Origin of the sequence: Mycobacterium sp. M23085 (assembly GCF_045343915.1) — a bacterium.
Taxonomy (GTDB): Bacteria; Actinomycetota; Actinomycetes; order Mycobacteriales; family Mycobacteriaceae; genus Mycobacterium.
This window is the reverse complement of the sequence record NZ_CP174280.1, coordinates 4168456-4180992: the sequence shown is the minus strand read 5'-3', so window position 1 is coordinate 4180992 and position 12537 is coordinate 4168456. Positions and strand designations below refer to the sequence as shown.

The window sequence follows — 12537 nt, the reverse complement described above, 5'->3', positions numbered from 1 at the left end:
AGTTAGCCAGATGTCAAACAATGGGCCAGGCCGGACGGTCGGCGGCGCGGCGCGGGCCGGCGCAAGGTTGCAGTTTAGCCAATCCTCTTGCAGCAAAACCGGGACGTCGTAGGCTCGTGGGTGATGAGCAACTCAACGCAACGGGATGCGGAGGACACACGCGGCGAGCCGTCGCGCGCAGCTGATACTGATCGCATCCAGATTGCGCAGCTGCTCGCGTATGCGGCCGAGCAGGGCCGGCTGCAGCTGAACGATTATGAGGACCGCCTGACCAGGGCTTACGCGGCGACAACGTATGAGGAACTGGATCGGCTGCGGGCCGACCTACCGGGAACGCCGATCAGCCCGCGCCGCGGCGGCAAGCCCAATCCGGCGCCGTCGACGCTACTGCTGGCGTTGATGAGCGGCTTCGAGCGGCGCGGCCGATGGAACGTCCCGAAGAAGCTCACCACCTTCACCCTGTGGGGCAGCGGGGTGGTCGATCTGCGCTACGCCGACTTCACCTCGACCGAGGTCGACATCCACGCGATGTCGATCATGGGTGTGCAAAACATTTTGCTGCCGCCGGAGGTCAATGTTGAGGTGCACGGCCGCGGCGTGATGGGCAACTTCGACCGCGCCGTCCCCGGCAAGGGCGCGCCGGGCGCGCCGACGGTGCACATTCACGGCTTCTCGCTGTGGGGTGCCGTCGGCATCATCCGCAAAGCCCGTCGGCCACGCGGCTAGCAGAAACCCCTTAATCGGGCACGTAGTCGAACGTGTCGGGGTTGGGGCCGTTGCGTCCCGACTCACCCTTGTTCAGCGCCGAGATGGCGTCCATGCCGGAGTCGTCCAGCTCGAAATCGAACAGCTGGAAATTTTCTTTGACCCGTTCGGGTGTCACCGATTTCGGGAAGACGATGTCACCCCGCTGAATGTGCCAGCGCAGCACCACCTGTGCCGCGGTCCTGCCGCGCGCCTCGGCGATCCGGTTGATCACCGGATCACCGAGCACCTTGCCCTGCGCGATGGGCGCCCACGCCTCGGTGGCGATGCCATGCTCACGGTCGTAGGCTCGGACCTCGTCGTTGCCGAAGTATGGGTGCAACTCGATCTGGTTGACGGACGGGACGGTCTCGGTTTCGTTGGCCAGCCGTTCCAGATGTGCCACTTGGAAATTCGAGACCCCGATGCTGCGGGCCCGTCCATCCCGGGCGAACTCTTCCAAGACTTTCCACGTCGAGACGAAGTCGCCGTCGTAGAGGGTGGGCAGCGGCCAGTGAATGAGGAACAAGTCGACGTAGTCGGAATCCAGCTTCTTCAAGGTCTCGTCGAAGGCGCGGCGCGCGTCGTCGGGCTGGTGAGATCCGTTGTTCAGCTTGCTGGTGACAAAGACCTCGCCGCGATCCAGGCCGGCGTCGCGGATGCCTTGCCCCACTTCCTTTTCGTTGCCGTACATCTCGGCCGTGTCGATGTGGCGGTAGCCGATCTCGAGCGCGGTCTTCACCGCCGCCGCGGTCTCGTCGGGCTTGATCTGGAATACCCCGAAGCCCAGCTGCGGAATGCGCACACCGTCGTTGAGTTCGATCGTTGGAACCTGGCTCATGCGTCTCCTCCTTCTCCACGTTTCTGTACCCGGTCGAGAAAACACCAATCCTGCACCGGCGTTGCCAAGCCGGCGCGCCGGTTAACGGCGGCGCGACCGCAGGTAGTCGCCGACGACGGCCGCTCCCAGTCCATCCAGATCGGGCACCACCACCCGTCCCGCGACGCGCCGGGCGACCTGGTCGATGAACCGGGCCAGGCCCGGGTCGCTGCCCAACCGGAAGATGGTGATCTGGGCGCCCAGCCGCGCCATCTCGTCGAAGCCGCGCACGGTGTGGGCGATGGTCCGCGGATGCGGTGGGTAGTCGAAGAACACGGTGGTGCCGTCGCCGTCGAAGTCCTCCAGGTGTGCGGTCGGCTCCCCGTCGGTCACCACCAGCACCACGGGCTGCGCGTTGGGATGGCGGCGGAGGTGGCGACCGGCCAGCGCCAGCGCGTGATGCAGGTTGGTGCCCTGCTCGTACACGCCCTCCAGGCCGGTGAGCTCGGCAGCGGTCACGGTCCGTGCGTATCGGCCAAAAGCGATGATCTGCAACGCGTCCGAACGAAACCGGGTGCACACCAGATGGTTGAGCGCCAGCGCCGTCTGCTTCATGGGCAGCCAGCGGTTCTCCATCACCATGGAGAACGACGTATCGACCAGCAGCGCGACAGCGGCCTGGGTGCGCGTCTCGGTCTCGGAGACCTCGACATCGTCGACGGTGATCTTCAACCGCCGGTCCGGGCCGTCCAGGGTGGCGGTTCCCGACTGCCGCAGAACGGCATTGGTCAAAGTGCGGGGGATGTTCCACGGCTCGGTGTCGCCGAACTGCCAGGGCCGGGTGGCGCCGGTGAGCTCACCGGCCGCTCCCGCGCGGCGGTGGTCGCGCTCGCCGCGGCGACCGGAGAGTTGTTGTGCCACATCGCGTAACGCGGTCTCGCCGAGTCGACGCATGGCCTTCGGCGACAGCCGCCACTGGCCGTCGGAGCCGCGGTCCAAAAAGCCCTGATTGACCAGCGCGCGTTCCAATTCGGCAAGCGTTCGCGCGTCGACGGCCGCATCGTCACCGAGCTGACGCGCCAGCGCGTCCAGGTCGACATCGTCCATGGTGGCGCCCGGATAGCTCTGCGACAGCTGCTCGGCCAGCTGCTCCAGTTCGGCGATGTCGGACAGCGCCTGGGTGCCTTCACCCATCCCGAACGGGTTGTCGCCGGAGAACTGCTCGGACCCGCTCCAGTCCTCGCCCGGCCGCGCCGCCTGCAGGTGCGCGTCGAGCCGGCTCAGCGCCTGCATCAGCGATGGCGAGCCAAAAGCCTGCTGCGCCAAGGCATCCAGCTCCGCTTGCTGCTCGGCGCTCAGGCTGTTACGGAACCGCTGCGCGGCGGCGGCGCGCTTGGCCAGGGAGTCCAGCAACTCATCAACGTTGCGCGGGTTCTCCGGGAAGAACTCGCCGTGGGAGTCCATGAAGTCGTCGAAGTCTTGCTGGGTGTCCTCGCCGCGGGCGTGCTTGTCCAGCAGGTCGTTGAGGTCGTTGACCATGTCGTTGACCCGCTGACGATCCTCGTCGGTGGCACCCTCCAGCGCCTGCTTCATGCCGGCGAAGCGCTGATCCAGCAGCTCGCGGCCGAGCAGATCTTTGATCTGGTCGTACTTTTGGCGCGCCTCACCGCTGCGCCAGTTGTAGTCGGACAGCTCCTGGACGGCCTTGGCCGGCGACGACGGCAGCGCGTCCAGCTGCAGTTCGCCGAAGCGGGCGTCGTCGTCCAGGGCGCGGGCCAGCTCCTTGCGTTCGGCCAGCACGGCCTCGTCCAGGAGTTTTTTGATCTCTTGCAGGGTTCCGTCTAGGTTGTTGCGTCGCAACAAATCCCGTCGTCGGCGGTTGGCCTCGGCGGCGAGCCGGTCCGCGCCGGGCATGTTCTTGGTGCCGCGGCGTAGTAGCTCGGACAGGGCACGGCGCGGCGAGGTGCCGGCCATGACGTCCTGGCCGATCTGCTCGAGCGCCTCGCGCAGATCCACCGGCGGGGCCAGCGGGTCGGGCCCGCCGGTGTACGCCGAGTAGCGCGAGGAGTGCCCTCGTGACGATCGCAAGCGCGGCGAAGCCGGGCGCTGCGGGTCGTCACCATCAAACCTAGCCATAGACGGTTTGACCCTCCCCGGATACCTTGTCGATGCGCTTGGCCAGATACAGGGCTTCGAGCGCCAGCTCCAGCGCCGCGGCGCGTTCGCCTTCGGACTGCGCACCGACCTTGGCCGCGATCTTGTCGACCACCGGCAGGCTCGGAACCGCGGCCAGCACGTTCTTGGCCGACACCCGCTCACCCGTCGTCACCGCCGAACCGCCCTCGACCGCGGCAACCAGCGAACCGACGTCGATGCCGCCCAGCACCCGCGACGCGGTGTCCGCGGTGGCCCGGCGCAGCAGGTGTTCGAGCACGGCCTGTTCGCGGCCTTCCTCGCCGGATTCGAATTCCAGCTTGCCGCGCAGCACGTCGATCACGGTGCCCAGGTCGACCACCCGGGCCACCGGGTCGGTCTCCCCCAGCACGGCGCCGCGGTGCCGCGCGGCCGCGGCGACGGTCTCGGCGGCGGCGATCGCGAACCGCGCCGACACCCCGGAGCGTTGGTCGACCGAGTTGGACTCGCGCAGGTAGCGCGCGAACCGGGCGATGACCTGCATCAGGTATTCGGGCACCTGGGCCGACAGGTGCGCTTCTTGGGCGATCACGCCGACTTCGGCGTCGAGCTCCAACGGGTAGTGGGTCCGGATCTCCGCGCCGAACCGGTCTTTGAGCGGGGTGATGATGCGTCCCCGGTTGGTGTAGTCCTCGGGGTTGGCGCTGGCGACCACCAACACGTCCAGCGGCAACCGCAGCGTGTACCCGCGGACCTGGATGTCGCGTTCCTCCATCACGTTCAGCATCGACACCTGGATGCGCTCGGCGAGGTCGGGCAGTTCGTTGACCGCGACGATGCCGCGGTGCGCGCGCGGAATCAGTCCGTACGCGATGGTCTCCGGGTCCCCGAGGCTGCGACCCTCGGCGACCTTGATCGGGTCGATGTCACCGACCAGATCGGCGACGCTGGTGTCCGGGGTGGCGAGCTTTTCGGTATAGCGCTCGCTGCGGTGCTTCCATTCGATGGGCAGGTCCTCGCCCAGGGTGGCGGCCTTGCGGATGGATTCCGGGGTGATCGGCGAGTAGGGGTGCTCACCCAGTTCGGCCCCGGAGATCACCGGCGTCCACTCGTCGAGTAATCCGGTCAGCGCGCGCAGCAGCCGGGTTTTGCCCTGGCCGCGTTCACCGAGCAGAACGAAGTCGTGGCCCGCGATCAAGGCCCGCTCCAGCTGGGGCAAGACGGTGTCGTCGAATCCCAGAATGCCCGGCCAGATGGCTTCACCATCTCCGCCTTCGGCCAGGCGGGCGAGCAGATTTTCGCGGATTTCCTGCTTGACTCCCCGTTCGCGATGCCCGGCGGCACGCAGTTCGCCGACGGTGCGGGGCAGGTTGCTCGGTGATGTCACCACTCCACGCTACGACGCGCGCTCACCCGAGTCATGCCAAGGGCGTTCACTACACGCTTATTGACACCGACGTCGACCGCGCGCACCTCGGCTAATGCGCGAAGTGACGCGCCCCGGTGAGATACAGGGTGATGCCGGCGTTGGCGGCCGCCGCGGTCACCTCGTCGTCGCGCACCGATCCGCCCGGGTGCACGATCGCCTTCACGCCGGCGCCGGTCAGCGTCTCGAGCCCGTCGGGGAACGGGAAGAACGCATCCGAGGCCGCGACCGCGCCGCGCACCCGATCGCCGCCCCGTTCGACGGCCAGCCGCGCGGCATCGACCCGGTTCACCTGGCCCATGCCGACGCCGATGGTGGCGCCGCCGCCGGCGATCACGATCGCGTTCGATTTCACGGCGCGACACGTGCGCCAGGCGAACACCAGGTCGGCCAGCGTCGCCGGATCGGCGGGTGAGCCGGTGGCCAGGGTCCAGTTCGCCGGGTTGTCGCCGTGGGCGTCCAGTTCGTCGCGCTGCTGCACCAGCAGTCCTCCGCTGATCGGCCGCAGCTCGGTGCCGCCGCTCAGCGGTTCCGAACACACCAGCACCCGAATGTTCTTCTTCCGGGTCAACACCTCCAGCGCGGCCGGCTCGTAGGCGGGGGCGACGATGACCTCGGTGAAGATGGTGCTGACGTATTCGGCCATCTCCAGGCTGACCTCGGTGTTGGCCGCGATGACCCCACCGAACGCGCTGAGCGGATCGCATTCATGCGCCTTGCGGTGCGCGTCGGCCACCGATGCCGACGAGATGGCGATCCCACATGGATTGGCGTGCTTGATGATTGCCACGCAAATCTGCTCGTGATCGAAGGCCGCCCGCCAGGCCGCGTCCGCGTCGGTGAAGTTGTTGTAGGACATCTCTTTTCCGTGCAGCTGCTCAGCCTGCGCCAGGCCCGGCCACGCACCCGGATCGCCGTACAGCGCCGCCTGCTGATGCGGGTTCTCGCCGTAGCGCAGCATTGCCGAGCGGCGCCAGCTGCGGCCCAGCCATTTCGGGAACGTCGTCGGCGGGTGTTCGGGAGCCAGCGTCGATTCCATCCAGCTCGCGACCGCAATGTCGTATTCGGCGGTGTGCTGAAATGCCAGCGACGCAAGCTTTTTGCGCTCGGCGAGGGTAAAGCCGCCGCCGCGTACCGCGGCGAGCACGCCGTCGTAGCCCCGAGGGTCGGTGATCACTGCCACGCTGGGATGGTTTTTGGCCGCGGCCCGCACCATCGACGGGCCGCCGATGTCGATCTGTTCGACGCATTCGTCGATGCTTGCCCCGGAGTCGACGGTCTCGGTGAACGGATACAGGTTGACGACGACGAGTTCGAACGCCGCAATGCCCAGTTCCTCGAGCGCAGCGGCGTGCTCGGGTTTGCGAAGGTCCGCCAGCAGGCCCGCGTGCACGCGCGGATGCAGTGTCTTGACCCGGCCGTCGAGCACCTCGGGAAACCCGGTCAGCTCCTCGACCCGGGTCACCGGAATGCCTTTGTCGGCAATGACCTTCGCCGTGGATCCGGTCGAGACGATCTCGACGCCCGCGCCCGCCAGGCCCTGCGCGAGGTCGACCAGCCCGGTCTTGTCGTACACGCTGATCAAGGCGCGCCGGATCGGGCGTTTGGCGTCTTCGCGCCAGTCGTCGGTGCTCATCGGTTGGTCGCCTTTCGTCCGATCGTCGCTTTTCTCCCGACCAGGGTCAGGCCGCCTGTTGCGATCGCGGCCACCACGTCTACCAGTAGCTTGCGTTCGGTGACTTTGATGCGTTCGTGCAGAGTCTCTTCGGTGTCGCTGTCGAGCACCGGAACGGATTCCTGAGCCAGAATCGGCCCGGTGTCCGTCCCGGCGTCCACCAGGTGCACCGTACAGCCTGTGACCTTCACACCGTAGGCCAACGCGTCGGCGACGCCGTGCGCGCCGGGGAAGGCCGGCAGCAGCGCGGGATGGGTGTTGACGACGCGACCATAGAACCACGAAAGGAATTGCGGCCCAAGGATTTTCATGAAACCTGCGGAGACCACCAGGTCGGGCGAGTGGGCGGCGGTGGCCTCGGTGATGGCCGCGTCCCAGGCGTCACGGTCGGGGTGGTCGCCCAGCCGGACGGTGAAGGACGGCACGCCCGCGGCCGCGGCGATCTCGGTGGCCGGGCAGGCGCGGTCGGCGCCGACGGCGACCACCCGGGCGGGGTAGTCCGCGACGGCCGACGTCAACAGGGACTTCAGCAGCGACCCGGTGCCCGACGCCAGTACCACCACCCGTGCCGGCGCGTTCGGGGGCACATGGAGCGGTTCGACCACATCGGCGAGCCTACTGGCGACCTTGTCGCTCCGGTGATCAGGCTGCCGCAGGTCTAATCCCCCGATTCTGGCTCGGTCGCGCTGCCGCGCTCGCCTTCGCCGTGGGCCGGCTGGTCGTCCGCGGCCGGCGCGTCGGGTTCGGCGGAGCCGTCCGAAGGCACGTCGTCCAACGGCACGTGGCCGGAAGGCAGGTCGCCCGGGTCGGTCGCAGCGGCCGGCTCCCCGTCTGCCGGCTGCCCCGGGACTTCGTCCTCCTCGACGAGCGGCCGATCGTCGTCGAATACGCCGGCGAAGTCCGCGGGCTCCGCGGCGGCAGCGGCCGGCGCGGGCCGGGGCTTGAGCCGTCGGGGACGACGCATGATGCCGCCGGACATCACCACGGTGACCCCGCCGACCACCGCGAACCAGAAGAAGACACCGACGAGCAACGCGCCCTGGTCGACGCCCACGTGGCCGAAGTTGCCCAGCTGCCCGCTGCCACCGTACGCGAGCAAGGACATCGCCAGCGCCCCGGTAACCGCGGCGACCAGCAGCTTGACCGCGGCCGCCAGCAGCGGCAGCGGGCGCCGCGCGCATTGCTGACCGACCGCCACCCCGGACGACGCACCGATGATGAGCAGCGCCACCCAGACCGGACCCAACGGAGGCCTGGGGACCGCGGCCAGCACCGGTAAGGCCGGGATATCACCGCCGAATACGGTGAAGGAACTGAAGGTCGCGAACCCGATGTGCGCGCTGGACCCGACGGCCATCGCCGCGGTGCCGACAATCACGTTGGGCGCGTATAGAATTGCCAACAGGGTGAGACTGAACTCGCCGAAGATGGAATCGGTGATGCTGTAGAGCTCCTGCATGGTCGACCAGTGCACGACCAGTGACCCCGCCGTCACCAGGCCGGACAACCCAAGCAGCGCCAGCAGGCCGGCGGACGCGGCGCGCACGGAATCGCCCAGCCAGAACGGCAGCGACGCGGCCGCAAGCGCGCGGGATCCCACCCGGGACCACACACCGATGGCGGCACCGGCGGCGTGCACGACGAGCACGCTGAGGAAGGCGCGCAGCGCGCTGGGTGTTTGCAGCTCGGTGATCACCGACGACGCGTCGTGGATGACCGCCAGCGCGATCGCCGTCATCAACAGCGGTCCGCCCAGCGCCGAGGCGACAACCCAGCGCACCACGAGCCACGACGAGTGGGACGTGGTGGCACGCGCCGTGCTACGCGCGGTCGCCCAGATCATCAAAAGGACCGGCAGCAGCGGCATCACACCGAGTTCGCGGCCGCCGATGGAGACCGGCACCTGGTGCACGCCCAGCCACATGCTGGCGATGGCGCCCAGCGCGCCGGTCATGTCGCTGTTGGCGATCAACAACTGGATCAGCGTGACCGCGGCGATGATGACCAGCGCCACCACCGCCGGGGCGAACGCGACCCTGACTAGGTCACGCGCCTGGCGAGCGCCCGCTGCCCGGTTGTCCTCCACCCGTGTCACTCTGGGGCACGTCCCCGACTAGGCGCGACAGCGCACGGTCAGGCGGGCGCTGGCCCAGACGGTGACGGCGGCGACTGCTGCTGCTCCTGGCCGAACTGCTGGGCCCCACCCTGCTCGGAGAAGTTTCCCGTCGCCGAGCCGGCATCCGATCCGCCGGCGTTCGGCGGTGGGCTGAAGCTGGGGAAGCCGGTGGGCGGCGTGGACGGGCCGTGTTGCTGTGCGGACGGCTGGGAACCCGACTGCGGCGAAGGCTGAGCGCCGAAACCCCCGGTATGCGCGCCACTCTGGGCCGGCGCCCCGCTCGGCGAATAGCCGCCGTACTGCGAGCCGTATCCCTGGGGCGACTGCTGCTGGCCCCCGTGCTGCTGGGCGGCCGGCTGCTGGCCGTAGTAGTGCTGCTGACCGTACTGGCCGTACTGGCCGTACTGGCCGTACTGCGCGTACGGGTCGTACTTGGGCCGCGGCTGCGGCGCCGTGATCACACCGGAGTCCAGCAGGAGCACGACGACCGCGGCGATCGCCTGGAGCACGACGGCCGCGACCAGCGGCCACATCGCCCAGCCGATGGCGAAACCGGCGGGCAGGTTGATCGTCTCGGTGATGGCCAGCAGCGCACCCAGAACCGCGATCACCGCGACGATTCCCGGATAGGTCTTGGTCTTCGGCAGCAGGCCGAGCCCGGCGAGCAGCGCGGCCAGGACGGCAACCACGACCGCGGTGCCCGCGTCCCCGGCGCGCCCACCGATGCCCGGGCCGAGGTCGGCGCCGATGGTGAAGGTGGGGCCGAAGTTCAGGAGGTACGCGGCCAGACCCAGCACCACCACCGCGATGTTCAGGTAGGACGGTAACTTGCTCGTTCCGTCGTCGTCTTTGGCGAAGGACGGTGTGGCGCCCGCATAGCCGCCGCCGGGTTGCGCCGATGGATAGCCCGGGCTTCCGGGAGAGTAGGTCATGGCTCCTCCTGTTGCTTCCAGTGCCTTGAACTGCCTGGCGGTCGCCACGGTTGCAGTGCAACGCTGTGCTTCCAGGCGCCTCGCTGCGTTAGCGACGCGGTCGATCACCCACGCTAGCGCACGTGCGGCAACCCGTGCCGATGCCATCGGCTTGGGCGGTGGGCCCCGCGAGAGGGCGCCGCGAGTCCCTAGCGAGACGGTCCGTGTCACAACGGCTTGCCCAGCAGAGGTAGAACACGTTCTAATTCTCTGCATGGATTACGGGCTTGTGCTTTTCACCAGCGATCGCGGCATCTCTCCGGCGAAGGCCGCGAAGCTCGCCGACGACCACGGCTTTCAGACCTTCTACGTGCCAGAACACACCCACATCCCGGTGAAGCGCGAGGCGGCTCACCCCACGACGGGCGACGAATCGCTGCCCGACGATCGCTACATGCGGACACTAGACCCGTGGGTGAGTCTGGGCGCGGCGTGCGCGGTCACCTCGCGGGTGCGGCTGTCCACCGCGGTGGCCCTGCCGGTCGAGCACGACCCGATCACCCTGGCGAAAAGTATTGCCACCCTTGACCACCTGTCCGGCGGACGGGTCAGCCTGGGCGTGGGGTTCGGCTGGAACACCGACGAACTCGCCGACCACAACGTGCCGCCGGGCCGGCGGCGCACCATGCTGCGCGAGTACCTCGAGGCGATGCGGGCGCTGTGGACCGAGGAAGAAGCCCAGTACGACGGCGAGTTCGTGAAGTTCGGCCCGAGCTGGGCCTGGCCCAAGCCGGTGCAAGCGCACATCCCGGTGCTGGTCGGCGCCGCCGGCACCGAGAAGAACTTCAAGTGGATCGCCCGCAGCGCCGACGGCTGGATCACCACCCCGCGCGACTTCCACATCGACGAGCCGGTGCAGCTGCTGCAGGACACCTGGGCTGCGGCCGGGCGCGACGGGGCCCCCCAGATCGTGGCGCTGGACTTCAAGCCGGTGCCGGAGAAGCTGGCCAAGTGGGCCGAGCTCGGGGTGACCGAGGTGCTGTTCGGGCTGCCGGACAAGTCCGAGGACGAGGTCGCCGCCTACGTCGAGCGGCTGGCCGGCAAGTTGGCCGCCCTGGTCTGACGCCGCGACCCTTGTCGCTCGGCGCGCGTCAGGCCAGCGCGGCCCGGTTGTCCTTTTCCGTCGGACGAACCACGATCGAAGCCCCGAGCGCGTCGCCGTCGCTGAGCAGACCGACCAGATCGGGGTCCTCGGTCAGAGCCAGGAAGCGGCTGCCGTCGTCGTCGAGGCGGCCGATGATGATGCCGGTGCGCACCGGCCAGTCGTAACGGACGGTGTAGGTCTCGATGGTCGCCGGACCGGCGGCCTTGACGGTCACCGGCACCCTGGGTCGGGCGGCGACCTCGGCGCGCAGCGCGGCGCTGTTGTCGGGCTTCCAGTTCACCGGCGTGGTCGAATACACCCCGACCGAGTACTTGCTCATGATCCCGCCGTTGGCGGCGACCAGGCCGAATTGCCCTGGAAGATCCCGCATTTCGCTGACGGTCTCGGCGATGCCGTGCAGGGAGTAGTTGTTGCCCGGTCCGCCGAAGTACGGCAGGCCGCCGGTGAGCGTCAGCCCGCGCGGATCGTCGGTGGCCAGACCCGTGCCGTCGCAGAAGTTGAACACCGGCACCGGGAAACAGCTGTAGAGGTCGAAGGTCGACACGTCGTCGATGCCGACACCCGCGCCGGCCAGCGCTTCTGCGACCGCCAGCACCGAGGCCGAGTTGTAGGTCAGGTCGACGCGGTCCAGCAGCGGCTGGTCCACCATGTCGGCGTGGCCGTGCAGGTACACCCAGCGCTCCTCGGGCACGCCGAGGCGGCGGGCGGCGGCCACCGACATCATCAGCGCGGCCGCACCCTGGTTCACCTGGTCCCGGGCCACCAGCAGCCTGGGGTACGGATCGCAGATCATCCGGTTGGCCGCGGTCACGGTGATGAGCTCGTCGACGCTGCGCTCCACGGGTGAGGACGCGAACGGGTTCTTCGCCGCCACTTTGCTGAACGGGGCGAACAGCTCACCCATCCGGCGCCGGTAGTCGGCGACGCTCAGGCCCAGCCGGGCCCGGCGCGCGTTCTCCAGCAGCCCGTACTGTGCCGGTGCTCCGATCAGGCCGTGGGCGATGGTGTAGTCGTCGAACAGACCGTCGTAGCCGAAGCCCCGGTCCTCCAGTGATCCCTCGACCGTCTCGGAATGGTCCGGCTTCTCCCGGTCGGCGTAATACCGGATGCTGGAAGTGTTTTCGGAGCCGAAGATCATCACGACCTCGGCCTCGCCCGCGGCGATGGCGCCGGCGAACTCGGTGACCAGGTGCTGGGGGCCCTGGCCGCCGATGGGCTCGAGGATCGCGCGGGCCGGTGCGGCACCGAGGCGCTGAGCCACCGACCGGGGGTAGTTGTTGGACTTGCCCATCGGCGCGGGCGTGCGCCCGGAGAGCTCGAACTGCCGGATCGCGGCGACGGTGTCGATGGCCGCGGCGACGGCGGTGGCGTCGGCCCCCGAGTCGTGCAGCGCGGCCTGCGCCGCGACCGTCGCCAGTTCCACCGACGACATCCCGCGGTAACCGGAGTCTTCGATGCGCTCGGTGAACTGGCCCACCCCGACGATGACGGGGGTGTTCGGGTCGAGATTCATAGACCCACTATCTACCGCGGGCCGGGCCCCGGCC

General features: G+C 68.7%; 10 protein-coding genes. 2 read left to right on the top strand and 8 right to left on the bottom strand.

Going from position 1 to position 12537, the window contains the following annotated elements:
• Nucleotides 1-123 precede the first annotated feature (123 nt).
• Nucleotides 124-726 (top strand): DUF1707 domain-containing protein, encoded by a 603-nt coding sequence (locus ACIUM1_RS19760; protein ID WP_406814282.1) that lies wholly within the window; start codon nucleotides 124-126, stop codon nucleotides 724-726.
• 10 nt (nucleotides 727-736) lie between these two features.
• Here ACIUM1_RS19760 and ACIUM1_RS19755 read toward each other — a convergent pair whose 3' ends face one another.
• The 7 genes from ACIUM1_RS19755 to ACIUM1_RS19725 all read right to left on the bottom strand — a co-directional run bounded on the left by ACIUM1_RS19755 (nucleotide 737) and on the right by ACIUM1_RS19725 (nucleotide 9846).
• The gene (locus ACIUM1_RS19755; protein ID WP_406814281.1) at nucleotides 737-1585 is read right to left on the bottom strand and encodes an aldo/keto reductase; all 849 of its coding nucleotides are present in this window, start codon (nucleotides 1583-1585) and stop codon (nucleotides 737-739) included.
• An 81-nt stretch (nucleotides 1586-1666) separates the two neighbouring features.
• Entirely contained in the window at nucleotides 1667-3700 is a 2034-nt protein-coding gene (locus ACIUM1_RS19750; RefSeq protein ID WP_406814280.1) for a vWA domain-containing protein, read from the bottom strand.
• Entirely contained in the window at nucleotides 3693-5087 is a 1395-nt protein-coding gene (locus ACIUM1_RS19745; protein WP_406814279.1) for a sigma 54-interacting transcriptional regulator, read from the bottom strand. The genes ACIUM1_RS19750 and ACIUM1_RS19745 overlap by 8 nt, the downstream gene beginning before the upstream one ends.
• Before the next feature lie 88 nt (nucleotides 5088-5175).
• A complete protein-coding gene (purH, locus tag ACIUM1_RS19740) occupies nucleotides 5176-6759 on the bottom strand; it encodes a bifunctional phosphoribosylaminoimidazolecarboxamide formyltransferase/IMP cyclohydrolase (RefSeq protein ID WP_406814278.1) in 1584 nt (527 codons plus the stop codon).
• The gene (gene purN / locus ACIUM1_RS19735; protein ID WP_406814277.1) at nucleotides 6756-7403 is read right to left on the bottom strand and encodes a phosphoribosylglycinamide formyltransferase; all 648 of its coding nucleotides are present in this window, start codon (nucleotides 7401-7403) and stop codon (nucleotides 6756-6758) included. Before purN ends, purH begins: the two co-directional genes overlap by 4 nt.
• 53 nt (nucleotides 7404-7456) lie before the next feature.
• Nucleotides 7457-8884, bottom strand: coding sequence for a DUF6350 family protein (locus tag ACIUM1_RS19730; protein ID WP_406817761.1), 1428 nt, complete (start codon nucleotides 8882-8884; stop codon nucleotides 7457-7459).
• Between the two features lie 47 nt (nucleotides 8885-8931).
• Entirely contained in the window at nucleotides 8932-9846 is a 915-nt protein-coding gene (locus ACIUM1_RS19725; protein WP_406814276.1) for a DUF5336 domain-containing protein, read from the bottom strand.
• A gap of 253 nt (nucleotides 9847-10099) precedes the next feature.
• Here ACIUM1_RS19725 and ACIUM1_RS19720 point away from each other — a divergent pair, with 253 nt between their 5' ends.
• On the top strand, nucleotides 10100-10948 hold the full coding sequence (locus ACIUM1_RS19720) for an LLM class F420-dependent oxidoreductase (RefSeq protein WP_406814275.1): 849 nt from the start codon (nucleotides 10100-10102) through the stop codon (nucleotides 10946-10948).
• A 28-nt stretch (nucleotides 10949-10976) separates the two neighbouring features.
• Here the strand turns inward: ACIUM1_RS19720 and ACIUM1_RS19715 are convergent, their stop codons facing one another.
• The gene (locus tag ACIUM1_RS19715; RefSeq protein WP_406814274.1) at nucleotides 10977-12503 is read right to left on the bottom strand and encodes an acetyl-CoA acetyltransferase; all 1527 of its coding nucleotides are present in this window, start codon (nucleotides 12501-12503) and stop codon (nucleotides 10977-10979) included.
• Between the last annotated feature and the right edge of the window lie 34 nt (nucleotides 12504-12537).

Bases quoted from the DNA above. Each gene is read 5' to 3' on its own strand.
- purH (WP_406814278.1), bottom strand. From the start codon at position 6,759: ATGAGCACCGACGACTGGCGCGAAGACGCCAAACGCCCGATCCGGCGC.
- ACIUM1_RS19720 (WP_406814275.1), top strand. From the start codon at position 10,100: ATGGATTACGGGCTTGTGCTTTTCACCAGCGATCGCGGCATCTCTCCG.
- ACIUM1_RS19760 (WP_406814282.1), top strand. From the start codon at position 124: ATGAGCAACTCAACGCAACGGGATGCGGAGGACACACGCGGCGAGCCG.
- ACIUM1_RS19725 (WP_406814276.1), bottom strand. From the start codon at position 9,846: ATGACCTACTCTCCCGGAAGCCCGGGCTATCCATCGGCGCAACCCGGC.
- ACIUM1_RS19750 (WP_406814280.1), bottom strand. From the start codon at position 3,700: ATGGCTAGGTTTGATGGTGACGACCCGCAGCGCCCGGCTTCGCCGCGC.
- ACIUM1_RS19715 (WP_406814274.1), bottom strand. From the start codon at position 12,503: ATGAATCTCGACCCGAACACCCCCGTCATCGTCGGGGTGGGCCAGTTC.
- ACIUM1_RS19755 (WP_406814281.1), bottom strand. From the start codon at position 1,585: ATGAGCCAGGTTCCAACGATCGAACTCAACGACGGTGTGCGCATTCCG.